This is a genomic window from Kosakonia sp. SOY2 (assembly GCF_027109175.1).
GTDB lineage: Bacteria > Pseudomonadota > Gammaproteobacteria > Enterobacterales > Enterobacteriaceae > Kosakonia.
Window position 1 is genome coordinate 1,502,405 of the sequence record NZ_JAPVXH010000001.1, and the last position, 24,442, is coordinate 1,526,846.

Sequence of the window (24,442 nt, forward strand, 5' to 3'; positions counted from 1 at the left end):
TTCGGAATTGATTTCATGCCACAATTTTTTATTGACCGGCCTGTCTTTGCCTGGGTTGTTGCACTGTTCATTATATTGAGTGGGTGTTTATCCATCCCGCATCTTCCGGTCGCACAATATCCGTCGGTCGCGCCGCCGAGTATTATTATTTCGGTCAGTTTTCCTGGCGCATCGCCTGACATGATGAATAGCTCGGTGGTTTCACTTATCGAGCGAGAGATCACCGGTGTCGACAATTTGCTCTATTTCGAGTCCACCAGCGATACCAGCGGAATGGCGTCTATCACGGTGACGTTTAAACCCGGAACGGACAGCAAACTCGCGCAGATGGATGTGCAAAATAAGGTAAAAACCGTGGAGCCGCGCCTACAGCAGGCGGTGAGACAAAACGGTGTCACCGTTGAAGCAGCCGAGTCTGGTTTTCTGCTGATGGTCGGACTGAAATCCGAAACGGGTGCCTATCAGGAGGCGGATCTGAGTGATTATTTCGCCAGAAACATCAGCGATGCACTTCGTCGCGTGCCGGGCGTGGGCAAGGTTCAGTTGTTCGGCGGTGAAAAAGCCATGCGCATCTGGCTTGACCCGGTAAAAATGCACCATTACCAGCTTTCAGCCAGTGACGTCATCAGCGCGGTGAGCCAACAGAATGTGCTGGTTTCACCCGGCAGATCGGGAGACGAACCGGCGCTGCCGGGCCAGGACGTCACTTATCCGTTAACCGTGAAGGGGCAACTCACCTCTGTTGCGGAATTTAAAAATATCACCCTCAAAGCGACCACGGACGGCGCGCGTCTGACGCTTGGCGATATCGCACGCGTGGAGTCTGGGTTACAGAGTTATACCTATGGCATCCGGGAAAATGGCGTTCCGGCAACGGCAGCAGCGATTCAGCTTTCACCAGGCGCGAATGCCATCAGCACTGCCGCAGGGATTCATCAGCGACTGGCCGAACTGAGCACCGCGCTGCCGCAGGGCATGGCGTTTACCGTTCCGTTCGACACCGCCCCTTTTGTCAAAGCGTCGATCATCAAAGTGGTACAAACGTTAGCCGAAGCGATGGTGCTGGTTTTTCTGGTGATGCTGATCTTTTTGCACAACATCCGTTGCACGCTCATCCCGGCCATTGTTGTTCCGGTGGCGCTGCTCGGGACATTCACCGTGATGCTGCTAAGCGGCTATTCCATCAATATTCTGACCATGTTTGGCATGGTGTTAGCCATTGGTATCATCGTCGATGACGCGATTGTTGTCGTCGAGAACGTTGAGCGACTGATGGCAGAAAAAGGCCTCCCGGCGCGCGAGGCGACCCGCGAAGCGATGCGGGAAATCACACCGGCGATTATTGGCATTACGCTGGTGCTCACCGCCGTGTTTATCCCGATGGCCTTTGCCAGCGGTTCGGTCGGGGTGATTTACCGCCAGTTCACGGTTTCGATGGCGGTATCGATCCTGTTCTCCGCTTTTTTAGCTTTAACGCTGACGCCTGCGCTCTGTGCCACCCTGCTGAAGCCGCATCAGAAAAATGCGACTTCAGCGGGAAGATTTGCCGCCGGGTTTAACCGTTCTTTTCAGATGCTCTCTTCACGTTATACCGCGGGACTGGGGTATGTCGTAAAGCGAACCGGGCGGATGATGCTGCTTTATGCCGCGCTGTGCGCGGCCCTGGTGATGGGGTTAATCACGCTGCCATCCTCTTTTTTGCCCGAAGAGGATCAGGGCTATTTTATGTCCTCCATCCAGCTTCCCTCCGAGGCCACGATGCAGCGCACGCTCGCGGTGGTGAAACGCTATGAAGATGAGGTAGCGGCACGGCAAGCCGTTGATAGCAATATTATGATCCTCGGTTTCGGTTTTTCAGGCTCGGGGCAAAACTCCGCGCTGGCTTTTACGACCTTAAAAGCGTGGTCCTCGCGCAAGGGCATCGCAGCCCAAGATGAAGCCGATCTCATTCAGGCAAAAATGCAATCCGTGCCCGACGCGGTAACCATGAGCCTGCTGCCGCCCGCTATCGCTGATATGGGCACCTCTTCCGGGTTCACCTTTTATGTTGAAGACAGAGCGGGCAAAGGCTACGAGGCGCTGAAACAGGCCGCAGACAGGCTGGTTTTACAGGCAAACAAGAGTGCAAATCTTGCGGATGTCTATATCGATGGATTACCCGAGGGGGCCTCTATTTCCCTGAACATCGACCGGGAAAAAGCGCAAGCGTTAGGCGTATCGTTTGAGGAGATCAATCAGGCTATTTCTGTCACCTCGGGTTCAAACTATGTCAATGACTACACCAATGCTGGCCGTGTCCAGCAGGTCATTGTGCAGGCCGATGCGGCCTACCGAATGCAGCCTGAAACGCTGTTAAAAATATCCGTAAAAAACCGGCTCGGGGAAATGGTGCCACTTTCAGCTTTTGTCACCTCGGCCTGGCACCAGGCCCCGCAGCAACTCAATCGTTATCAAGGATACCCGGCCATTCGCATTACCGGCAGCGCCGCTTCGGGTCACGCCAGTGGTGAAGCGATGAAAACTATGGAGCAACTGGCAAAGGCATTACCGCCAGGGTTTACCGGCGAGTGGGCGGGCAGTTCGTTGCAGGAGAAAGCCTCGGCGTCCCAGTTGCCAGGGTTAATCCTCCTGTCTGTGCTGGTGGTATTTCTGGTGCTGGCGGCACTGTATGAAAGCTGGTCAATTCCCGTTTCCGTGATGCTGGCCGTGCCGTTGGGGCTTATCGGCGCGCTTATTGCTGTTAGCGCTGCCAGTATGACCAACGATGTCTTTTTCAAAGTGGACCTAATTACCCTGATTGGTCTTTCAGCCAAAAACGCCATTTTGATTGTCGAATTTGCCCGGCAGCTACGCCACCAGGGCATGAGCACCCTGGAGGCAACATTCATGGCGTCCCGACAACGGCTGCGCCCGATTTTGATGACCTCGTTAGCCTTCACGCTGGGCGTTGTTCCCCTGATGCTCGCCAGTGGTGCCAGCGCCAGCACGCAGAATGCCATCGGTATTGGGGTTTTCGGGGGCATGATCAGCGGCACCGTATTCGCGATTTTCTTTGTGCCGGTATTTTTTATTGTGGTGACAGCATTTTTTGACAGGAGTTTGCGATCCATAAATAAACCCAAAGCGTGACGTATAACCAGGCCGACCCAAGCCGGTACGTGTTTGTTTAAAGCCCCGGAAAGGGGCTGAACCGTGGTTAACTAGGGTGCGGGGGGAACGGGTGGCGCCAGTGCCAGTTCCCTCACTTCCAGCCGGACTTCATAACGCTTGCCGTTTTCCAGCGCCGGCAGATTTTTAACCACATTGTTCAACGTATCGACCGGGGTGGTGGTTTGCTGGACGACACCATACACGAGGGATCCCGGCACGGGCGGGCTATCCCTTTGTAGCGGCGGCGGTTTTATATCGCCCTCCGGGGCAGCAAAAACAGAAAAAGTGCACACCATAACGGCAGTGGCCAGGCGTGTCTTCGTTAATCCTCTCATGCTGTTCTCCGCGTTTGTGGTTAAAAAAACATCACCCGAGGGAAAATAGCCCGCCAACAAGAAGGGAATGTGAACGCGTTTCGCAAGAGAGGAAAATTGCCGGACAACATCGTGACGTCATGGCCAGAAACGGCGTCGCGGCAGACATTTCTTTCGCCCGCCATGTACGCTTTTGGCTTCCAGCACGGTACTCAGCATCGTAGCCAGACCGTAGTGGTGTCTATCCGGTGCGTTATGTCAGCTTCGTACTATTCAATAATATTGACCTGACATTGGCTGTTGTTATTCCAGGCAAAAAGCACCAGATGCCAGAGCCCGGGCGCTTTACGCGAAGGGTCAATTAAACCATTAAAGCCGAGTGATTCCAGCCGATTACGCACACCCCACGAGCCGGGAACGCCGCCCTCTTTCACCATTTCCTGCCATGGCGCAATCGCATCCTGAAGATTAATGCCCGCAGCCAGCACGGCATCTGCACTCCGGAGATCAAAAATGTTCTTTGCCATAACCCTGACTTTGACTATTTCCAGGCTGGCGCTTCGGTTGCTGCGGTGGGATTGCATGGCTGCTTCTACACCAGCCGGCGATGAACTCAGGTACAGCGTTGGTTGATGGCTGTCAGAATAGCGCCCTGGCGCTCTGGAGCCGGCTAATGCAAAGTGCCGGTAGGCCGGATCAACTGCGCGATAAAAGACCCCGTCAACCGCTGTAAAATGCGTTGTCAGATCCATAAATCTCCTCATTGTGTTCTGAGAAAAAGTCTGCCATGGCAGCCGCGTCGATTCTGCTTCGTTTAATGGCCTGATTTCCGTCCTGCTGCCTGTGCTGATACGAGGATAAATTTGATGCTGCTCAATATGTAGTCCGATCCGCGTTGCAAGGTCAACAAGCGCGGCGTATCACCGTCGATGGCACTTTTGCCATTCTTTGGGGACGAAAACATGGCTGACAGAAGACCACTTAATCCAGACGTCGTCGTACCTAAACCTGGTGGTGGCACACAACCTCGCGATCGCAACAATAACGGAAGGGTTCGTGGGAAACGCTCGGACGCAGGTAAATCGAGAAAATGATGACCGGGGCCACCTTGCGGTGGCCTTTTTGTTTTACCCCCTAAGCGAATTGGCAACGCAACCTTGCAAAAACTCTGCGAAATAACAGGCTTAAGAAAGGACTTAAAGCCAGGCAAAACAGACAGCCATGCAGCCATCCGGGCGTGTAAGTGGTTAAAATAAAAAAACATAAACGTTGCCAAATCGAACTCGCTATGTCTTAATAGCGCCATCGGTTTGGAATACAGACCTTATGAAAGCAGTTTTAGTAAAGCAGTCCTCAGTTCAAGAGTTATCCAAAGATACCCTTCTTCGTGAGCCTCCTCCTAAGTGCCAAATAAGTCACTCTATAATCACAGGCCATTATCGCCGCGCTTCGTGGCTCATCAATTAAGGAAATATCAATGTCTAATAAAATGACTGGTTTAGTAAAATGGTTCAACTCTGATAAAGGTTTTGGCTTTATCACTCCGGACGACGGCAGCAAAGATGTGTTTGTTCACTTCTCTGCAATCCAGAGCGACAGCTACAAAACCCTGGATGAAGGTCAGAAAGTCTCCTTCACCATCGAAAGCGGCGCGAAAGGCCCTGCAGCTGGTAACGTTACCGCGCTGTAAGTCCTGCCCTTTATCAGCGGTGCTTACCACAGCGATGAAGGCAAACAGCCTGAGCAGTTAAGCGCGACTGAGAATAAAAAACCCGCCTGGTGCGGGTTTTTTATTGCCCGCATTTCGGCAAAACGGAGAGTGTTGGCGCCAGACAGGCGTAGCGCTGTTTGGCACAACCAGAAAAGCGACATTAAGAAATATCCTGTCAGATGAATAAATATTGAGAGCCCGCCCACATTTAATTCGCCGCTATCCCCAAAGAACATAGAGCACTAATTAAAACCAGGCTAATCGGTAATTTCGCAAGCCCGTCAGTATGAATGACGGCACATATAATATATTCCCTCTTAGTTTTATCTCTGCCAATAAAAAACTTTGCTGACTCATGATTACAACGCTGATCGAATAAAAGCACACGGCTTTTTTCGCTATCTATAATGCAATGTGCTTCATTTACTTAAAATATATTTTTCGCCTGCAATTTTTTTCTTTTTTTCATTAAAAAATGTGCGGCAATTGTCGATAAGTATTTTGATAAGTCCTGTCTCCAGCGTCCTCTTAAGAAGTGAAGACACCTGCAATCTGATAAGAAGTGAAAATGAAACCGTCTTTTAAATATTAAGAATTATTATTGAGGATACCTCTATGCCAAAGCTGTTACCGTCAATAAAAAACCTGCCTGTCGCTGCCAAGCTGTTTGGCGGATTTGCGGTTTTGATAATTATCATTGTTCTGTCTTCACTTATCAGCATTCAGCAATCCAGCAATATCCGCGACCACGCCCTGAAAGGAAAGTTAATCAATGAAATCAGTACGGAGCTAAATACCGCGCGGCGTAACCGTTTGACGTATCAATTAAACCACGATGAAAAATCCCTTGAGGCGAACAAAGTCGCCATTGAAAAAATGGACCAGAAAGCAGTTACTGGTCTGGACTACACCTGGGACGATGACGCCCGCGTGTTGTTTGATGAACTGCGCAGCACTATCCCGGATTACGCCACTCACCGGGACACGTTTGTTAAGCTGGAAAAAGTGACCGTCGGGCAGTCACAGAATCTGACATCAGCTGATATGAAAACCCTGCTCAATCAATTCACTACCCGCCTTGAGCAGCAGGAAACCACCACCAAAAACGAGATAGCGTTGCTGAACCGCCTCAACAATATCTGGACGACGGCGTATGAGATCCAGTCATCGGCGGGTAAGCAAGGAATGGACATTTTTGCCCGTCAGTACGATGAAGCAACAAAAATGCTTAACGCTGAAAATGCGGCGTTTAGCGCTGAAGACAAAGAGATGGCGCAGGCGTTTCTCAGCGGCCTGCAGGGGCACGTCACAGCATATGCGGCTGCATTAAAAGAGTCGCAGAAGGCGGCGACGGAATTGACCACCGTGGCAGAAAAAATCAATACCGTTACCTCGAATTTGGTTACAGGCCAGACGCAGAAAAATATCGATATCATTCAGCGGGTGATGATCATCATGGGCGTGGTTGCCCTTTGCGCCGTACTGACGGGGTTACTGGTCGCCTGGCTGCTTACGCGCCAGATGACGCGGCAGATAAAACACAATCTGACGCTGGCAGAACGTATTGCCGAAGGTGACCTGACCGCAACCATTGAACCTCAGTCAAAAGATGAACTGGGTCGCCTGACGCTGGCCATGGGCGTGATGAACGACAAGCTTCGCGAAATGATCACCCAGATAAAAGAGTCGGTGGTTCATGTTGCCAATGCCTCTTCGGACATTTCAGCAGGCAATACGGATCTGGCCTCCCGCACAGAACAGCAGTCTGCCGCCGTGGTTGAAACGGCGGCCAGCATGGAGGAGTTGACCTCAACGGTTAAGCGTAATGCCGACAATGCGCGCGAAGCCAGTCAGCTCGCGGTGCTGGCGGCGGAACATGCACGTTCCGGTGGGAAAATTGTCTGGGATGTCGTCAGCACGATGGAGACGATCACCGAAAGCTCAAACAAGATCACCGATATCATCAGCGTCATCAATGGCATCTCTTTCCAGACCAATATCCTTGCGCTAAACGCAGCCGTTGAGGCGGCGCGCGCAGGTGAACAGGGGCGCGGTTTTGCCGTGGTGGCGGGAGAAGTAAGAAGCCTTGCATCGCGCAGCGCTCAGGCCGCCAAAGAGATCGAAAGCCTGATTAAAGAGTCCGTCCAACGTGTGGTCACCGGTTCAGAAATGGCCAATAAAGCCGGGACGACGATGGAGCAGATTGTCTCTTCTGTCACCAATGTGAGTGGCATCATGAACGAAATCTCCAGTGCGTCGGAAGAACAGAGCAGAGGTATCGATCAGATTGGTAAGGCGGTCACCGAGCTGGATTCAACGACACAGCAGAATGCCGCGCTGGTTCAGGAGTCGTCTGCGGCATCATCATCACTGGAACAACAGGCTGAGCAACTTGCACAACTGGTTTCGGTGTTCAAACTGCGTTCCGATACCGTTAAGCCGAAAAAAAGCGTAGCGGCGCCTCACCGCAAGGTTGATCTGAAGCCCGCAACGTCGACAGGTCATAGTGCTGACTGGGAATCGTTCTGACGGTTATGACTTGCCAGTAAGTGCCCTCCTGATGAGGAGGGCACTGTTCGCGGCCAAATGATAAACGGTGGCGGCTTATTACCTGTCTGACAGCCAGGGTTCGACGATGGATACGTTCTGATTGTCAAAATCAAGGGTAAGCGTTGAACCAAGGGGTAAAGTCAGCATCGGATGCGTGTGGCAGCAATCAAAACCATCCACGATCGGAACGTTTTCGTCACCTAAAACTTCGCGTAATACATCGAAAGGCGTCCGGCCGCTTCCGGCGTTATCGAATAATTCATGTTTACCAAGAAGGATCGCCCGCGCTTTTTTAAATACGCCATTGAGTTTCAGCATCACGAATGAACGTTCAACGGTGGCAATATCTTTTAAGCTATCTTCAATGAACAGAATGTCACCGGATCGTATTTCAGGCATCCATTCACTCCCCCAGATACCCGATAACGTATTCAGGTTACCGCCAATAACGCGCCCTGTGTGTACCCCCTGCCCGATAAACCGGCAATTATTCGCATACAGTGTTTTAGCCCGTACCGGCTCGGCATCATCCCAGTTAAGCCGTTCATCCGTCCATTTTTCCGGTAAAACATAGTCGTAGTGACCGTTATTCTGTCCGCAAAGTATTTCAATAAACGCGTGATAAGTGGCATCCACCAGCGGCGGAAATTCACCAAATGAAGCAACCAATGCCGGGCCATAAAAGGTAACTAATCCCGTTCGCGCATAAATTCCCGCCAGTAACGCAGTGGTATCTGAATAACCAATGATTATTTTTGGGTCTGCTTTCAGGGCGTCATAATCAATAAAAGGCAGCAAGGCGTTACTATTATTTCCACCTATTGTCGACATCACACAGCGAATGTGCGGATCGCGAATAAGTTCGTTGAACTCCTGCGCTCGCTCCGCAATCGTGCCGGAGCGATAGAAATCAGACTTGCCGGTCAGACGACCGGCTTTAAGACGAAACCCTTTCTCCTCCAGGAAGCGTTTCCCACGGCTAAACCGATTGGGTGCCGTGGTAGTTACCGGCGCTGATGAAGAGAAAAAACCAATGGTGTCACCGACCTGAAGAGGCGGCGCCAGAAGAGGCTTGCTGAAGTTAATCATTGGGATCCTTGCCTGTACTTACCTGCCAGCTTGCGTGCAAAACCTGTTTAGCACGCTTACTTAACGCCACGACTGACGGCTTGTTGCCAACCTGCCCGGCACTGATTTTTGCGGGCAGGAGCGAAGAGTGCTGGCGCTATTTTTTCTTATTCAGCATCGATTTTAAATCGGCAAAGGGGTTATACGTTGCGGCCCCGACATCTTTCTGCGCGTCTTCCCCTGCCACTACGGTAGTGCCGTACTGATCGGCTTCCGTATATTTCGAGTGTTCGTGGTCATGGCAAAACAGACACAACAGCTCCCAGTTGCTGCCATCTTCCGGGTTATTGGTATGGTCGTGATCGATATGGTGAACCGTTAATTCGCGCAGATTTGAATAGACAAACTCGCGTGAACAGCGTCCACACACCCACGGATAGATTTTAAGTGCTTTCTCACGATAACCGCTTTCCAGCCGCGCGTAGTTTTTTGGGATCAAAGCCATTGCCAGTGCCACCTGTTATAAAAAGATAGTTTTCTACTATATCCCAAAAGCGACGCGCTGGCGTAACCCGCAGCGGTGAATGGCTGGCAACACACCGCTGCGGGCCGTTTGCTTTATTAGCCTGTTAGTGGAGCGGCTCTACTCCGCCATCGAAGCGGTGGTTGATCACATTTGACCGGCACGCCACCCGCTAGCTAAAAACGCCAAAGATATCGGCAGTGCCGCCCAAAGCACGGCGCGGCTGATGGTCGCTGTTGTCCGGGGGTGTGATTTTGCTGGCATAGCCGTCAAACACCGTCGGCATCGTCAGCCGCCTTGAAGATGCAGACTCACCACACGTTTGCAGTCGACCGCCTTTCCTGCGCCCCTTCGCCAGCACGACAGAATGTTACATTTATGTATCACACGATTGACGTGAAAGCCGATTATTATCCCTTCTCACAGGTGTTCGATACGGCATCTGTTTTGTCTGCCAGCCGCCGGAAGCGGATAACAACCCGCTTTCAGGATGCGGAAAACCGGGACTTCAGGAACGCAGCGCATGCACATAAAAAGGGGTTCTATGCCGTTACGCTCGCTACAGGCACTCTGTTTAGTGAATTTTTTCATGGCGGATGTCAGGGATGGCCTTGGCCCCTTTTTGGGGATCTTTCTCACTGAGCATCACTGGCAAGCCGACAACATTGGCTGGATGATGACAGCCGGCGGTCTGGCGGGTCTGGTGGCGACCATGCCTTCCGGGCTGGTCGCTGACGCCACCCGGCATAAGCGCGGCATTCTCGTTACCTGCTGCTTGCTGATCACCGCCGCCACGCTGTTACTCTGGGCGTATCCGACACTTTTTGTCGTTGGTTTTTCACAACTTGTCACCGGCATATCCGCCGCGTTTATTGCGCCGCTATTAATGGGTATTACGCTTGGCTTAACCGGCCCGTCTGGCTTTAACCAGCAGATGGGCAGGAACGAGGCGTTTAACCACGGCGGAAATATGAGTGCCGCGATCCTGGCGGGCATTCTGGTGTGGTATTTCGGTACCGATGCCGTTTTTATTCTGATGACCGGCATGGCGATATGCGCAACGTTCGCGGTATTTGCTGTTCGCAATAACGACATTGATAACCGCGCCGCACGGGGGCTCAGTCACGGCGAAGATCCGGCGGCCGTCCCCCGCCTCAGTGCGATTATCACCCACCCGGCCCTTATTGCGACTGGCGTGACGCTGATGCTGTTTCACCTGGCTAACGCGGCGCTGCTGCCGATGCTCAGCATGCGGGTGGCCTCCGCGCCCGGCGGGGAAATGAGCGCCGGTGTATATGCGGCGGCGACCGTCATTATTTCGCAACTGGTGATGATCCCCGTCGCCTTATTTGCCGCCGCCAGGGCGGGAAAATATGGTTACCCGCTGCTGATTACCGCAGCGTTGCTGGTTCTGCCGCTGCGCGCGGCACTTGCCTGCGTCTCGGCAGGACCGCTTTTTATGATCCCGGTTCAGATACTGGATGGCGTGGCCGCAGGGCTGCTGGGCGTGGCGGTACCCGGTTATATCGTTAAATTGCTGGAAGGCAGCGGGCACACCAACGCCGGGCAGAGCTTTATCATGCTGTTGCAGGGTGCCGGAGCCGCATTCAGCCCGGCGATGGCAGGAACAATTGCGGCGAAATACTCCTACAGCGTGGCGTTTGCCGTGCTGGGGGCAATCGCCCTGCTGGCGCTGGTTATCTGGTGGCTACGCCGGCTTTTTTCAGGAGTTAGTAAAGAGCGGCAGTATGAATGACGCGCGCCCCGGCGCGGCTGAAAAAGCGCGGCGGGTAGTCTCTGTTTAATAGCGCGTTGGCGGCACGCCGAACATGGCGCGAAACGCAAAGGTAAACGAGGCCGGGCTTGAATAGCCAAGCTCCAGCGCTACCTGCGTCACGCTGCGTTTGTTTTTTAGCATCACCACGGATTCCAGCAAACGCACCCGTTTTTTCCATTCGCTGAACGCCACGCCGGTCTCCTTTTTGAAACGGCGCGAGAACGTGCGCACCGACATACCGCTACAGGAGGCCCACTGTTCAATACTGTGCGCGTCGCCGGGGGTTTTCTGGATCTGGCTGCAAACTCTCGTCAGCAACGGCGATACCGGCCAGGAGACCGATAACCCGGCATCGGGTAAACGTCTGAGCAGCGAAATCAGCACCTGCACTAACTGCGCGTCATCGCCTGCGTCGTCATACTTTTCCGGCACGTTTTGCGTGGCGTAGTGAATATACTCACGCACAAAATCACTCACCACCACCACCTTACTGCCGCTAAAGGGGATGGTGGCAAAATCGGCCTCGACATACAGGCTTTCCAGCAATACGTCGCTGCCGGCAAGAAGACGGTGCGGCACGCGCGCCGGGATCCAGACACCGTAAAGCACGGGCACCACCAGCGTCTTCCCTTCAATTTCCACCCGCATACTTCCCTCGCGCGCATAGAGAAATTCCGCGAACGGATGCTCATGCATGTCCACGCCCGTATCGCCGCGTAAAGGGTAACTGCGAAAGTACACCGGGCGAGGCAAGGTCATCAGCACCGGCGCGGGCTGGCCGCTAATGGGCTGACGAGGCGGCAACACAAGCTTTGAGCACATAACAACCTGACCTCTATTCGATGAAGTTTGTCTTGATAGCACAGCGCAGGCAAAACGGGTTTCCTGAATAATGAACGGGTCATAAATATATTTCACCCGTTGTGAACAATTTACCAGCCAGCTGCCTGAGCGATAAGCCTTTTTCGCACTGACGGGCAGTGAATAACGGGGGAATTACCGGCTGAGCGCACGCTACGTTGAAGGAAAGATGATGGCTAACGAATGTACCGTCGATGTGATCAGTAAACCCGGCCACTGGCTGCGGATTGTCCAGGAACTGCTGTCCCAGGCAGGCATCATGATTAATGGTCCCGAACCCTGGGATATCCGCGTGCATGACACGCGTTTTTTCAGGCGCGTGTTGCAGCAGGGTTCACTCGGGCTCGGTGAAAGTTATATGGAGGGCTGGTGGGATTGCAAACAGCTCGATGCGTTTTTTGACAAGCTATTGCGCGCCAGACTTGATGAGCAGCGCCCGGCGCGTTTGGCCGACCTGATGCGCATTGCCGCGGCGCGCATCATCAACCCTCAGTCCCGTCGCCGCGCCTGGCAAGTGGGCGAAGTGCATTACGATCTGGGTAACGATCTGTTTAGCCGCATGCTCGATCCCCATATGCAGTACTCCTGCGGTTACTGGAAAAACGCCGATGAACTCTGCGCGGCGCAGGAGGATAAGCTCGCGCTGATCTGTGAAAAACTGCAGCTTAAACCGGGCATGACGCTGCTGGATATTGGCTGCGGCTGGGGCGGTTTAGCGCAATACGCGGCGCGCCATTATGGTGTCAGCGTTGAAGGCATCACCATTTCGGCAGAGCAAAAAGCCTACGCCGAAAGCCACAGCGAGGGGCTGGATATTCGCATCCTGTTGCAGGATTACCGCGATCTGGATAAACGCTATGACCGCATCGTCTCCGTCGGCATGTTCGAACATGTCGGCCCGAAAAACTATGCGACCTACTTTAACGCCGTCGATCGCTGCCTGAAGCCAGATGGTCTGTTTTTACTGCACTCCATCGGGTCGAATAAAACCCTGCATAATGTCGATCCCTGGATCAATAAATACATTTTCCCGAATGGCTGCCTGCCCTCCTTAAAACAGATTACCGAAGCCAGCGAGCCCTATTTTGTTATCGAAGATGTGCATAATTTCGGTGCCGATTACGACAAAACATTAATGGCCTGGCATCGCCGTTTTAATCAGGCCTGGCCGCAAATAGCAGGCAATTACTCCACGCAATTTCATCGCATGTTTAATTATTACCTCACCGCCTGCGCGGGCGCATTTCGCGCCAGAAATATCCAGCTCTGGCAAATCGTATTAAGCCGCGGCGTCACCGGCGGGCTGCGCGTGGCGCGCTAAAGAGACGAGAAAACAGGTAAGCGCAAACGCCCTCGCCGCCTGCCTGAAATGAAAAATAACGTTATGCCGTTATCTTCGCTGGAAGCTAAATAATATGAACGTAAATTTTTTTGTTACCTGCATTGGGGACGCACTTAAATCGCGCATGGCGCGAAACAGTGTCCTGCTACTCGAACAGTTAGGCTGCCGTGTGCAGTTTCCTGAAAAACAGGGCTGCTGCGGTCAACCGGCAATTAATAGCGGCTACATTCGTGACGCCTTGCCGGGTATGAAAGCGCAAATTGCGGCGCTGGAAATCAACGACTACCCGATTATCTCGCCTGCCGGTTCCTGCATGAACGCGATCCGCCACTATGGGGACTGGCTGGTCGATGAACCTGAGTGGGCGATGCGCGCCGCGAAGGTTGCCAGCCGCATGGTTGATCTGACCTCCTTTATCGTTAACCAGCTTGGCGTAACCGACGTCGGCGCGCGCCTGCCAGGACGGGCGGTCTATCACCCCTCATGCAGCCTGTTTCGTAAGCTCGGGGTACGTGATGAACCGCTAATACTGCTGCGCGAGGTGCGCGATCTGGAAATTGTGCCGTTTGGCGCCCAGGAAACCTGCTGCGGATTTGGCGGCACCTTTTCGGTCAAAATGGCCGAAATTTCCGGCGAGATGGTGAAAGAAAAGGTCGCGCATATCATGCAAGCCAGGCCGGATTACCTGATCGGCGCGGATGCCAGTTGCCTGCTGAATATCGGCGGGCGTTTACAGCGTGAAGGCCAGAACGTGCGTGTGCTGCATATCGCTGATGTGCTGATGAGCCGCTAAGGAAACACTATGTCGCTAAAAACCAGCAATGTTCCTTTTTATGACCGGGTACAGCAGCAAATTGACGATCCGGTAATGCGCCACGCCGTGGCGAACGCGCAGGATCGGATCGGTATCAACCGGCAGAAAATGGTCGATGAACTGGAAAACTGGCCCGACTGGCGCTCGCGCGCCGCTGAAATTCGTGCCCATGTTCTCGACAATCTCGATGCCTATCTTTACCAGTTAAGCGAAAAGATCCGCGCTAACGGCGGTCACGTCTTTTTCGCCGATACGCATGAAGATGCCACCCGCTATATTTTGCAGGTTGCCGGGGAAAAACAGGCGCGCAAAATCGTTAAATCGAAGTCGATGGTCACCGAAGAGATCGGCATGAACGCCGCGCTTGAAGCGGCTGGCATTGAGGTCGTGGAAACGGATCTGGGCGAGTATATTCTGCAACTCGCCAAAGATGCCCCCTCACACGTGGTTGTCCCGGCCATTCATCGGGATCGCCATCAAATTCAGCACGTGTTGCGCGAAAAGCTGGGTTATAACGGCCCCGAAACGCCGGAAGCCATGACGCGTTTTATTCGCCAGAAGATCCGCGAGGATTTCCTCAGCGCCGACATCGGCATTACTGGCTGCAACTTTGCAGTCGCGGAAACCGGCACGCTCAGCCTGGTGAGCAATGAAGGCAATGCCCGGCTTTGTACCACCGTGCCAAAAACGCATATCGCCGTGATGGGCATGGAGCGCGTGGTGCCGACATTCGCTGAGCTGGACGTCATCCTCACCATGCTGTCGCGCAGCGCGGTTGGCGCCCGTCTTACGGGATATAACACCTGGCTTACCGGCGCGAAAGGCAGCATGGAGAGCGACGGACCGGAGTCGTTCCATCTGGTCATTGTCGACAATGGTCGCTCGCAGGTGCTGGGCTCGCCTTTCCAGGACATCCTGCGCTGCATCCGCTGCGGTGCCTGCATGAATACCTGCCCGGCCTACCGTCATATCGGCGGACACGGTTACGGCTCGATCTATCCCGGCCCGGTTGGCGCGGTGCTTACGCCGTTGCTCGGCGGTTATGATGATTTCAAAAACCTGCCCTACGCCTGCTCGTTATGTACCGCCTGCGATGATGTCTGCCCGGTGCGCATTCCGCTGTCGTCACTGATCCTTGAACACCGCCGCACGCTGGCGGAAAGCGGAAGAACGCCCGCCATGGAAAGACACACCGTTCATCTGTTCAATTACGCCAACCGTCACCCCCGGCTGTGGAAAGTAGGCATGGTCGCTGGGGCACGCGCCGCCCAACTGATGATCCGCAACGGCAAGATGCCCTTTACGATCTCAGCCATCGGCAAGTGGACGGAGGCCCGCGATCTGCCCGCTGCCGATGGCGAGAGTTTCCGCAGTTGGTTTAAAAAACACCAAAAACAGCATAAAAACGGGGAGCAAGCCTGATGGAAAACCGCGATGCGTTTATGCAAAAAATTGCTGGTCGACTCGGTCGCGAACCGCGTCAGATACCGCCGCCGCTGGAGTTTGCCGGACACGCTCCGCTGACAAGCCGCTACGCCGGACAGATCCAGCAGCACCCCTGCGACAGTTTTATCGAATATGCGACCACGGTTATGCAGGCCCACTGCGAAGTGGCTCCGCTGGCGCAAGTTCCCCAGCTTGCCGAACGGATCTGTAACCAGTACGGCGGCGGTCCGCTGCTGATTAGCGGCGACGCCCGGCTGGCAAACGTCGGGATCACCGCGCATTTGCAGAACAGGTTTCCAGCAAATTGCTGGGCGTCATCGGGCGGAGAAGAGAATCTGCGTCGCGCCGCACAAGCCAGCATTGGCGTGGTCTACGCCGAATATGGTCTGTGCGAAACCGGCGGTGTGGTGCTCTTTTCCTCCCCGTCACAGGGGCGCGCTATCAGCCTGCTGCCCACCACCACCCTGTTCGTTATCTATAAGAGCAGATTGCTGTATGGCGTCACACAACTGGCGCACGTTTTGCGCCAGCGGGTGCAGGAAGGCGAAACGCTTCCCTCGTGTATCAATCTTATCGCCGGACCAAGTTCGACGGCCGATATTGAGCTGATTAAAGTCGTCGGCGTCCACGGGCCGCTTAATGCCGTCTACTTAATTATTGAAGATTGCTGATGCGGATAATCTGACGGGCGGAAACAGGTCATCTGCCCGTAAACAGAATGACGCGTGACGCTTTTGCGTTCGGGGAGGAAACAGAGATAACTTCCCCAAGCGCCGCGCATTCACAGCGGGTATTGAAATGAGAAAAAAGTCCTCGTTATATCTGATGAGCTTAACCATCCAGGATATTCTCCAGTGGATAGAGCGCAATATTGCCGAGCCCTTACCGCTTGGCGTGTTAGCGAAAAAATCCGGTTACTCCGCCTGGCATTTCCAGCGCGGTTTTAAACAAATCGCCGGCATGTCGCCTGGCGTGTATATCCGCTACCGGCGCATGGTGATTGCGAAAGCGTTGCTGAGCGAAACGCATCGCTCTATTACGGATATTGCGCTGCACCTGGGTTACCAACAGCAATCGACATTCTGCCGCGCGTTTCGCGAACAGTATCAGTTAACGCCAAGACAATATCGCCTGCTTGCGCAGGAGCAGTCGACGCAGGAATAAACCGCCCTCGCGTCGCCACCCTCCAGGCTACACTGAAACGCTCGACCAGCGCGCAAGGAATAAGGGATGACAGCTCAGGATTTATCAAAAATGGGGGCTGCAAACGTGGCGCTTTTTGTTGATGAGCATGGCCAGCGCGTCATTGAGAAATATCCCGTCAGTGAGGTTGAATATGCTTTTTATCAACATGCGGCGCACCGGCTCAACGCGGCAAAGATTGCCTCGCCAGGGCTGTTATTCGCCGATCCGGCGCGACAGTTAGTAAGGCTTGAGTATATTCCTCACCCGGTTTCGCAGGATGCCGTGGCAGGTGATGAGGTGTTAGCGATGCTGGCTCGCTTGCATCGCGTTGCGCCAGAGGCGTCATGGCGCTATCACCCGCACAGCTGGTCAGTTTCCGCGCTGGAAAAATCGCTGGCGCTGCTGGCGTTGCCGGAACCGGCTTCGCAACAACTGCGCCGTTTTCAGCAATCCAGCGAGGTGCTCTTTCGCCATCCGGGGTTAATTTCCGGCGACAGCAATGCGGGTAACTGGGGACGACGGGATAACGGCGAGCTGGTGCTCTTCGACTGGGAACGATTTTCCACGGGAAGCCCGGCGATTGACCTCGCGCCGCTGATAAAAGGGATGGGCACCACACACGCTTTTCAGGCGCTTGCCGGGCGCTATTGTCGTATTGCGGATCATGCAACACCGCGCGAACTCGGCCGGGAGATTGCCCTCGCCAAAGCGTGGATTGTCACCGAAGTGGTCACGCTGCTTGCTGAGCGGCAGAAAACCGATCTTCAGCGCTATCTCGCCTGGTACCGGCAACATCTTCCGGACTGGTTAGACAGCACCGTTACCCTGCTCTGAATGGCGGCAGCTTACTGTTCTGTTCGCGTAGCTTTCCCCACGATTTCGGCATAGGGTGTTATGAGCATTAGCTCATTAACAGGAACCGTAAGATGCGTGATCTTCCCCCCACTGCGACACTGCGCGCCTTTGAAGTGGCAACCCGCCACACCACCTTTACCGCGGCGGCGGCAGAGCTGTGTATAACGCAAAGTGCCGTCAGCCATCAGCTAAAAAATCTCGAGGACATCTGGGGATTACCGCTGTTTCAGCGCGGCAAAACCCTCAGCCTGACGCCAGCCGGTGCCGCGCTCGCCCCGCTGGTACGCGAATTTTTCAGCAAACTGGAAACCACGCTGGCGGATTTGCGCGAGCAAAAAGGCCGGGTGCGACTGCGCGTCAACACCACTTACTCTTTTGCGCTGAAATGGTTGCTCCCACGCTTGCCGGATCTGGCGCGCTTACACCCGGAAATTCTGGTGACGCTGGAAAGCACCGATCAGGCCATTAACTTCGCCAGCACCGATGCCGATGTGGCGATCCGCTTTGGTCACGGGAATTATCCGGCGCTGCATACAGAATTTATGTTCCGCGAGCAGCTTTTCCCGGTTGCCAGCCCGGCACTTTTGCAGCGTTTTGGCACGCCGGATGAACCTGCCGAACTGCTGCGCTACCCGCTGCTGACGCGCGATGGCGCCGATCTGGTTCCCAAATGGGACGCCTGGTTTAAGCAGGTCGGCGTTAATACCGATGTGCTGCATGAGAACGTGCGTTTCGCCGATACCAATATGACCATCGAAGCGGCGCTACTGGGCCAGGGAATTGCGCTGGCGCGCAGTGGGCACGTTGAAAAGGAGATCGCCGATGGCTCGCTGGTGCGGCTTTTTGACGTGCCTTTCCCGTCGCCGGCCGCCTATTATTTTGTCTGCCCGCAGGGGATCGAAACACAGCCGCACATTGTGACATTCCGCAGCTGGCTGTTAGCAGAGTCACAACAGGCACAGCTTAACTATCGCTAAGCATGAGTATTTGTTCATGCTGGTGTGATGACACTTCACTTTTCATCCGGGCATGTGCTGATTAGCATCGATACATGCCCACTTACCTTGTTTTACTGACGTTATTCGCCGCCCTGCTGCATGCCAGCTGGAATACGCTGTTACGCGGCGGCACGGATCGCTTATGGTCAATGACCATCATGTGCGCGACGATAGCCCTCACCTGCATTGTCGTGGCGCCGTTTTTACCCTTGCCGGCTTATGCCAGCTGGAAATATGCGCTGCTGTCAGCGGTGCTGCATGTCGGTTATAACCTGTCTCTGGTACGCAGTTATCAGAGCGGCGATCTCGGGCAAACCTACCCGATTGCGCGCGGTGCTTCACCGCTGATGGTGACCCTGACGGCGGCTCTGTTTGCCGGGGAAAAAATGGCCGTGAACGCGCTGGCTGGCATTGGGTTGATTTCCGGCGGTATTCTGCTGCTTGCCCTGCAACGCCGTCGCCTGGCGCTACCGGGTCTGAAATATTCGCTGGTCACTGGCGCGTTTATCGCCGCTTATAGCGTGGTGGATGGCATTGGCGTGCGCATCGCGGGTAATGCCATCGCCTATACCGTGTGGATGAGTGCGTTATGGGGCGCGCTGATGCCCGCGCTCTATATCGGGCTTCGCGGTGCAAAAAGTTTACTGCGCTGGCGTCCCGATGTATTGCCTGCTGCCGCCGGCGGGCTGGTTTCGCTGTTGGCTTACGGCATCATTATTTATGCGATGGCGACCGCGCCAATGGGGGCAGTTTCAGCGCTGCGTGAAACCAGCGTTCTGTTTGCGGCGCTACTGGGTTATCTGTTTCTCGGCGAGACGTTAACGCTAAGAAAAGTGCTGGCGTGTACGGTGATCGCGACCGGCACGGTAATAATTGGTTAACCACATCAGGAGAACTCACCATGTCTGATTTTCCGACAATTGCGCTGCTTGGCCCGGGGGCTATCGGCACGACTATCGCGGCGGCGCTGCACGAAGTGGGCCACGCGCCCGTTTTATGCGGACGTACCGCGCACCCGCAGTTGATTCTGCGCCACGATGAGGGGGAAATTGTGGTGCCCGGCCCGGTATTGAGCGATCCGGCAGCGCTGCATAAGCCGTTCGATCTGGTGTTTGTGGCGGTGAAAACCACGCAGGTTGCGCAGAGCGCCGCCTGGCTGGCGACGTTATGCGATGAAAACACCGTTGTGTGCGCGCTGCAAAATGGCGTCGAGCAAAAAAACCAGCTCGCTCCACTGGTCAACGGCGCAAGCGTGCTGCCGTCCGTCGTCTGGTTCCCGGCGCAGCGTGAGCCGGATGCCTCTGTCTGGCTGCGCGCCAGACCGCGCCTGACGCTGCCGGACGTGCCGCAGGCAGAACGGGTGGTGAAAGCGCTCAGCGACACACGCTGCGCGGTTGAATTGTCGGCGGATTTTACATCGATCGCCTGGCGCAAGCTGTTGCAGAATGCGGTCGCTGGCCTGATGGTGCTCGCCAATCGCCGCGCCGGCATGTTTACACGCGAGGATATCACCGCGCTGGCACTGGCGTACCTGCGTGAATGCCTGACGGTTGCGCGGGCGGAAGGCGCGGTGCTCAGCGATAACGTTGCCCGGGAGATTGTGGACGGTTTTCACCGTGCGCCGGCGGATTTGGGGACGTCAATTCTCGCCGACCGCCAGGCGAATCGCCCGCTGGAGTGGGATATCCGTAACGGCGTGGTGCAGCGCTATGGCCGCACGCATGGCATCGCCACGCCCATCAGCGATGTGGTGGTTCCACTGCTGGCCGCAGGCAGTGAAGGCCCCGGTTGATCGTCCGGTTTTGCACGAAAAAGGGAGCGTGATGCTGTTCATTTCGTCATCAGAAAACACGGTGTGCCAGGCTTAAAGGGAAATTTGTTCGCCTGCAAGGGCAACGCCTGGTTTACCTTCTGACGACGCGAGGAAAGCATGACACAGATATCGTCTCTCTCTGACCACGAAATTCAGCTGCTTGATCGCTACTGGCGCGCGGCCAATTATCTCTCTGTCGGGCAAATCTACCTGATGGATAACCCGCTACTGCGCGAGCCGCTCAGGCCGGAACATATCAAACCGCGCCTGCTGGGCCACTGGGGTACCACGCCGGGGCTGAATTTTATCTATGTTCATCTCAACCGCGCCATACGCCAGCGCGATCTCGATATGATTTATATCTGCGGCCCCGGCCATGGCGGGCCAGGCATGGTGGCCAACACCTGGCTTGAGGGGAGCTACAGCGAAATCTACCCGCAGATAAGCCAGAACGCCGACGGCATGAAGAAGCTGTTCCGCCAGTTTTCTTTCCCCGGCGGCATCCCCAGCCACGCCGCGCCCGAAACGCCCGGTTCGATTAATGAAGGCGGCGAGCTGGGTTACTCACTTGCTCATGCGTTTGGCGCGGTGTTCGATAACCCGTCCCTGATTGCCGCCTGCGTGATTGGCGATGGCGAAGCGGAAACCGGTCCCCTGGCCTCAAGCTGGCACGGCATAAAATTTCTCAACGCCGCCCGCGACGGCGCGGTACTACCGATCCTGCACCTGAACGGGTACAAAATTGCCAACCCTACGCTTCTCGGGCGCACCAGCGATGATGATTTACAACAGCTCTTTCGCGGCTACGGCTACGAACCGCTGTTTGTCAGTGGCCATGAACCCGCCAGGATGCACCGCCTGATGGCACAAACACTGGAACAGGCGCTGAACAGCATCCGTGACTATCAGCAGCAGGCGCGCAGTGGCGAGGCGCAGACCACCGTGCCGCGCTGGCCACTGATCATTCTGCGCAGTCCCAAAGGCTGGACAGGCCCGCAAACCGTCGATTGCAAAAAAGTGGAGGACTTCTGGCGCGCGCATCAGGTTCCGGTTTCATCATGCCGTGAAAACGATGAGCACCGGCAACTGCTGGAACAGTGGATGCGCAGCTATCAGCCAGACGATCTTTTCGATGCATCGGGACAACTCAAAACAGAACTACAGGTACTGGCTCCGGTCGGCGACAAACGCATGGGCGCGTCGCCGTGGGCCAACGGTGGTCGTTTACGCCGGGAGCTGGTGACGCCGGACCTGCATCACTACGCCGTCGAAGTGACCTCCCCGGGCGAAACGCAGGCCGAATCCACCGCCGCGCTGGGCGCCTATCTGGCCGGTATTTTCGAACACAACCGCGATAATTTCCGGCTGTTTGGCCCCGACGAAACGGCCTCCAACCGGTTGAGTAAAGTGTTCGACGTAACGAATCGCACCTGGCAGGAGCCGCTTAAACCCTATGATGAGCAACTGGCGCGCGATGGTCGGGTGATGGAGATCCTGAGCGAACATCAATGCCAGGGCTGGCTTGAGGGCTATTTGCTGACCGGGCGTCACGGGCTGTTCAACTGTTATGAGGCGTTTATTCATATTGTCGACTCGATGTTTAACCAGCATGCGAAGTGGCTGAAAGTGACGCGCAACCTGCCCTGGCGCGCGCCGATATCGTCGCTCAACTACCTGCTCTCCTCGCATGTCTGGCGCCAGGATCACAATGGCTACAGCCATCAGGACCCCGGTTTTATCGATCATGTCGCCAATAAAAAAGCGGATATTGTGCGCATCTACCTGCCGCCGGATGCCAATACCCTGCTGTGTGTCGCCGACCACTGCCTGAAAACCTGGGATCGCATTAACGTCATCGTCGCCGGGAAACAGCCTGCGCCTCAGTGGTTAAACCTCGACGACGCGGCAAAACACTGCGCCGCAGGGATGGGGATCTGGCCGTGGGCCGGAAACGTGCAGCAGAACGAAACTCCGGATGTGGTGATGGCCTGCGCGGGCGACGTGCCGACCATGGAAACCCTCGCTGCGGTCGACCTGCTGCGTCATTACCTGCCGGAGCTGCGTGTTCAGGTGGTGAACGTCGTGGATCTCATGGCGCTGCAAACCCAGGATCAGCATCCGCATGGCCTGAGCGAAGAGGCCTTCGAAGCGGTGTTTACTGCCGATAAGCCGGTGATTTTTGCCTTCCATGGCTACCCGAGTCTGATTCACCGCCTCACTTATCAGCGCAACAACCACCGCCATTTTCACGTGCATGGCTTTATGGAAGAAGGCACCACCACTACGCCATTTGATATGACCGTGCTCAATGAACTGGATCGTTTTCACCTGGCGCAGGAGGCGATTTTGCGCGTGCCGTCGTTACAGGGCAAAGCGGATGACATCCTGGAGGATCTGGCGCAAAAAATTGCCGCGCACCATCAGTATGTTCGCGAATATGGCGAAGACTTGCCTGAAGTGCAGAACTGGAAATGGCCATCACAGCAAGGGGAAGGCAACGTACCGGAATAAACGGGCGTGCAACCCGCACGCGTAATGTCCCATGTGTTACCAGCACGCCGTTCGCCAGGCGCGGCGTGCTGGCATTAGGGAGCACTCTGCTGGCACATCTTTTGGTAGCAGCTATACCTGTTAAGAAGATGATTTTGCTCGGGAGTAGTATGGAATATCTGGCCTGGACCGCTGCGGCGGGTTGTTTGTTGTTGTTTATGTCTCTCTCTTACGGCTGGATAAGCCGTGTCCCGGTGCCCATTTTTGGCCTCTATCTGCTGGTTGGCATCGCCTGCGGGCCGTGGATGCTGGGGCTGATTGGCATTGATATTGTTCGCCACGCACCGCTTACCAGCCGGATAACGGAAATGGCGATGGCAGCGTCGCTTTTTATCACCGGGCTAAAAATCCGCCTGCCGCTTACCTCGCCTTACTGGCGAATGGGCATCATGCTGGCGCTGCCCGCTATGTTGCTGACCATTGCCGGGATTATGCTCGCCGCCCATTTTATGGCCGATCTTTCATGGCCGTTATCGCTGGCGCTGGCGGCCATTCTCGCCCCTACCGATCCGGTGCTGGCAAGCCTGGTGGCTATCAACGATGCACAGGATGATGACCGCCTCAGGATCGCGCTCTCCAGTGAAGCGGGTCTCAATGATGGCACCGCGCTGCCCTTTTTGATGCTGGCGCTGGTCTGGCAAAAAGCCGGTGGCGCAATCAGCGCCGGTGAATGGTTTCACTGGCTGAGCGTCGATCTGCTCTGGGCGCTTATCGGCGGGCTGGGTATCGGTTTTGTTCTCGGACGCTTAATTGGCCTGGTCGCCACACGCTCACGCCACGCGCAGGGGGAAGTAGCACCGAGCGATTTTATTGCGTTAGCGCTGATTTGCCTGAGTTTTTCGCTGGCGATGATGCTCAGCGCGTCCGGTTTTCTCGCGGCGTTCGCTGCCGGTATCGGCCTGCGTAGCGCCGAGATGAGCGTACAAAAACGCCACACCAGCGAGGACGATCACGACCTGCCCGCCGAGATGCAGGTGAATCCGCATACCCGGCACGGGCTTGAAGAGCATAACCCGATCAAATCCGTCGGTCTGGTGGTGGGCGATGCGCTCTCCTTTGGCGATACCGTTGAGCGGTTGCTGGCCGCCGGGCTGGTGATCGTGCTTGGTGTGACACTGTCACGCCACTGGGATGCCAGCGCGCTGCTGCTGGCCTTCACCGTGTTTATCATCATTCGCCCCCTCGCCGTCTGGTTGCTGACCTGGCGTTCGGGTGAATCCGTGCTGCATCGGTTAAGTCTTGGCTGGCTGGGCATTCGCGGGATCGGCAGTCTTAACTATATCGCCTACGCCTGGACGCATGGCCTTCAGAACGCGGGAGCGATAACCGATATCGCCATCACCATCGTGACGCTAAGCGTGCTGGTGCACGGTATTTCAGTCACGCCATTACTCACCCTGCGGCGAAAACAGGAACAGCGCTGAACGTCGCCGCGAACCATCATACGCAGACGTAGCGTCGCTGAGCTTGCGGCGTTGTCATGAT

General features: G+C 55.2%; 21 protein-coding genes. 15 read left to right on the forward strand and 6 right to left on the reverse strand.

Annotated features, from left to right (window positions below; all coding sequences use genetic code 11):
• Positions 1-15: 15 nt before the first annotated feature.
• Complete coding sequence (locus O3S68_RS07115; protein ID WP_269231131.1) at positions 16-3,129, forward strand: multidrug efflux RND transporter permease subunit; 3,114 nt, start codon at positions 16-18, stop codon at positions 3,127-3,129.
• A 71-nt stretch (positions 3,130-3,200) separates the two neighbouring features.
• Here the strand turns inward: O3S68_RS07115 and O3S68_RS07120 are convergent, their stop codons facing one another.
• The 3 genes from O3S68_RS07120 to O3S68_RS07130 all read right to left on the reverse strand — a co-directional run bounded on the left by O3S68_RS07120 (position 3,201) and on the right by O3S68_RS07130 (position 4,740).
• A complete protein-coding gene (locus O3S68_RS07120; RefSeq protein ID WP_269231132.1) occupies positions 3,201-3,368 on the reverse strand; it encodes a hypothetical protein in 168 nt (55 codons plus the stop codon).
• Between the two features lie 365 nt (positions 3,369-3,733).
• On the reverse strand, positions 3,734-4,216 hold the full coding sequence (locus O3S68_RS07125; RefSeq protein ID WP_269231133.1) for an RES family NAD+ phosphorylase: 483 nt from the start codon (positions 4,214-4,216) through the stop codon (positions 3,734-3,736).
• A gap of 62 nt (positions 4,217-4,278) precedes the next feature.
• On the reverse strand, positions 4,279-4,740 hold the full coding sequence (locus tag O3S68_RS07130) for a hypothetical protein (protein WP_269231134.1): 462 nt from the start codon (positions 4,738-4,740) through the stop codon (positions 4,279-4,281).
• Between the two features lie 201 nt (positions 4,741-4,941).
• Between O3S68_RS07130 and cspE the strand changes: the two genes are divergently transcribed.
• Both cspE and O3S68_RS07140 read left to right on the forward strand, forming a co-directional pair.
• Positions 4,942-5,154, forward strand: a complete 213-nt coding sequence (cspE, locus tag O3S68_RS07135) for a transcription antiterminator/RNA stability regulator CspE (RefSeq protein WP_016495754.1) — start codon at positions 4,942-4,944, stop codon at positions 5,152-5,154.
• A 636-nt stretch (positions 5,155-5,790) separates the two neighbouring features.
• On the forward strand, positions 5,791-7,704 hold the full coding sequence (locus O3S68_RS07140) for a methyl-accepting chemotaxis protein (RefSeq protein WP_269231135.1): 1,914 nt from the start codon (positions 5,791-5,793) through the stop codon (positions 7,702-7,704).
• 78 nt (positions 7,705-7,782) lie between these two features.
• On the opposite strand, the gene O3S68_RS07145 is transcribed toward O3S68_RS07140, so the two are convergent.
• Complete coding sequence (locus tag O3S68_RS07145) at positions 7,783-8,814, reverse strand: S66 family peptidase (protein ID WP_269231136.1); 1,032 nt, start codon at positions 8,812-8,814, stop codon at positions 7,783-7,785.
• A 136-nt stretch (positions 8,815-8,950) separates the two neighbouring features.
• A complete protein-coding gene (gene yajD / locus O3S68_RS07150; RefSeq protein WP_013365700.1) occupies positions 8,951-9,298 on the reverse strand; it encodes an HNH nuclease YajD in 348 nt (115 codons plus the stop codon).
• Between the two features lie 562 nt (positions 9,299-9,860).
• Between yajD and O3S68_RS07155 the strand changes: the two genes are divergently transcribed.
• Complete coding sequence (locus tag O3S68_RS07155) at positions 9,861-11,072, forward strand: MFS transporter (RefSeq protein WP_269231671.1); 1,212 nt, start codon at positions 9,861-9,863, stop codon at positions 11,070-11,072.
• Positions 11,073-11,117: 45 nt separating this feature from the next.
• Here the strand turns inward: O3S68_RS07155 and O3S68_RS07160 are convergent, their stop codons facing one another.
• Positions 11,118-11,915, reverse strand: coding sequence for a helix-turn-helix domain-containing protein (locus O3S68_RS07160; protein WP_016495749.1), 798 nt, complete (start codon positions 11,913-11,915; stop codon positions 11,118-11,120).
• Between the two features lie 211 nt (positions 11,916-12,126).
• Between O3S68_RS07160 and cfa the strand changes: the two genes are divergently transcribed.
• The 11 genes from cfa to O3S68_RS07215 all read left to right on the forward strand — a co-directional run bounded on the left by cfa (position 12,127) and on the right by O3S68_RS07215 (position 24,381).
• Positions 12,127-13,275, forward strand: a complete 1,149-nt coding sequence (cfa, locus tag O3S68_RS07165) for a cyclopropane fatty acyl phospholipid synthase (protein ID WP_016495748.1) — start codon at positions 12,127-12,129, stop codon at positions 13,273-13,275.
• Positions 13,276-13,369: 94 nt separating this feature from the next.
• Positions 13,370-14,089, forward strand: a complete 720-nt coding sequence (locus O3S68_RS07170) for a (Fe-S)-binding protein (RefSeq protein WP_045509622.1) — start codon at positions 13,370-13,372, stop codon at positions 14,087-14,089.
• A gap of 9 nt (positions 14,090-14,098) precedes the next feature.
• Positions 14,099-15,532, forward strand: a complete 1,434-nt coding sequence (locus O3S68_RS07175) for a LutB/LldF family L-lactate oxidation iron-sulfur protein (protein ID WP_269231137.1) — start codon at positions 14,099-14,101, stop codon at positions 15,530-15,532.
• Positions 15,532-16,227 carry a LutC/YkgG family protein gene (locus O3S68_RS07180; protein WP_269231138.1) on the forward strand — a complete coding sequence of 232 codons (696 nt, stop codon included), beginning with the start codon at positions 15,532-15,534 and terminating at the stop codon, positions 16,225-16,227. Before O3S68_RS07175 ends, O3S68_RS07180 begins: the two co-directional genes overlap by 1 nt.
• Before the next feature lie 127 nt (positions 16,228-16,354).
• Positions 16,355-16,720 carry a helix-turn-helix transcriptional regulator gene (locus O3S68_RS07185; RefSeq protein ID WP_082071774.1) on the forward strand — a complete coding sequence of 122 codons (366 nt, stop codon included), beginning with the start codon at positions 16,355-16,357 and terminating at the stop codon, positions 16,718-16,720.
• Between the two features lie 66 nt (positions 16,721-16,786).
• Positions 16,787-17,575, forward strand: coding sequence for a phosphotransferase (locus O3S68_RS07190; RefSeq protein WP_269231139.1), 789 nt, complete (start codon positions 16,787-16,789; stop codon positions 17,573-17,575).
• A 92-nt stretch (positions 17,576-17,667) separates the two neighbouring features.
• On the forward strand, positions 17,668-18,573 hold the full coding sequence (gene gcvA / locus O3S68_RS07195; RefSeq protein ID WP_045509633.1) for a transcriptional regulator GcvA: 906 nt from the start codon (positions 17,668-17,670) through the stop codon (positions 18,571-18,573).
• 74 nt (positions 18,574-18,647) lie between these two features.
• On the forward strand, positions 18,648-19,475 hold the full coding sequence (locus tag O3S68_RS07200; protein ID WP_269231140.1) for a DMT family transporter: 828 nt from the start codon (positions 18,648-18,650) through the stop codon (positions 19,473-19,475).
• 20 nt (positions 19,476-19,495) lie between these two features.
• Positions 19,496-20,386, forward strand: a complete 891-nt coding sequence (locus O3S68_RS07205; RefSeq protein WP_045509638.1) for an oxidoreductase — start codon at positions 19,496-19,498, stop codon at positions 20,384-20,386.
• 138 nt (positions 20,387-20,524) lie between these two features.
• Positions 20,525-22,918 carry a phosphoketolase family protein gene (locus tag O3S68_RS07210; protein WP_269231141.1) on the forward strand — a complete coding sequence of 798 codons (2,394 nt, stop codon included), beginning with the start codon at positions 20,525-20,527 and terminating at the stop codon, positions 22,916-22,918.
• Between the two features lie 149 nt (positions 22,919-23,067).
• Complete coding sequence (locus O3S68_RS07215; RefSeq protein ID WP_269231142.1) at positions 23,068-24,381, forward strand: cation:proton antiporter; 1,314 nt, start codon at positions 23,068-23,070, stop codon at positions 24,379-24,381.
• Positions 24,382-24,442 lie beyond the last annotated feature (61 nt).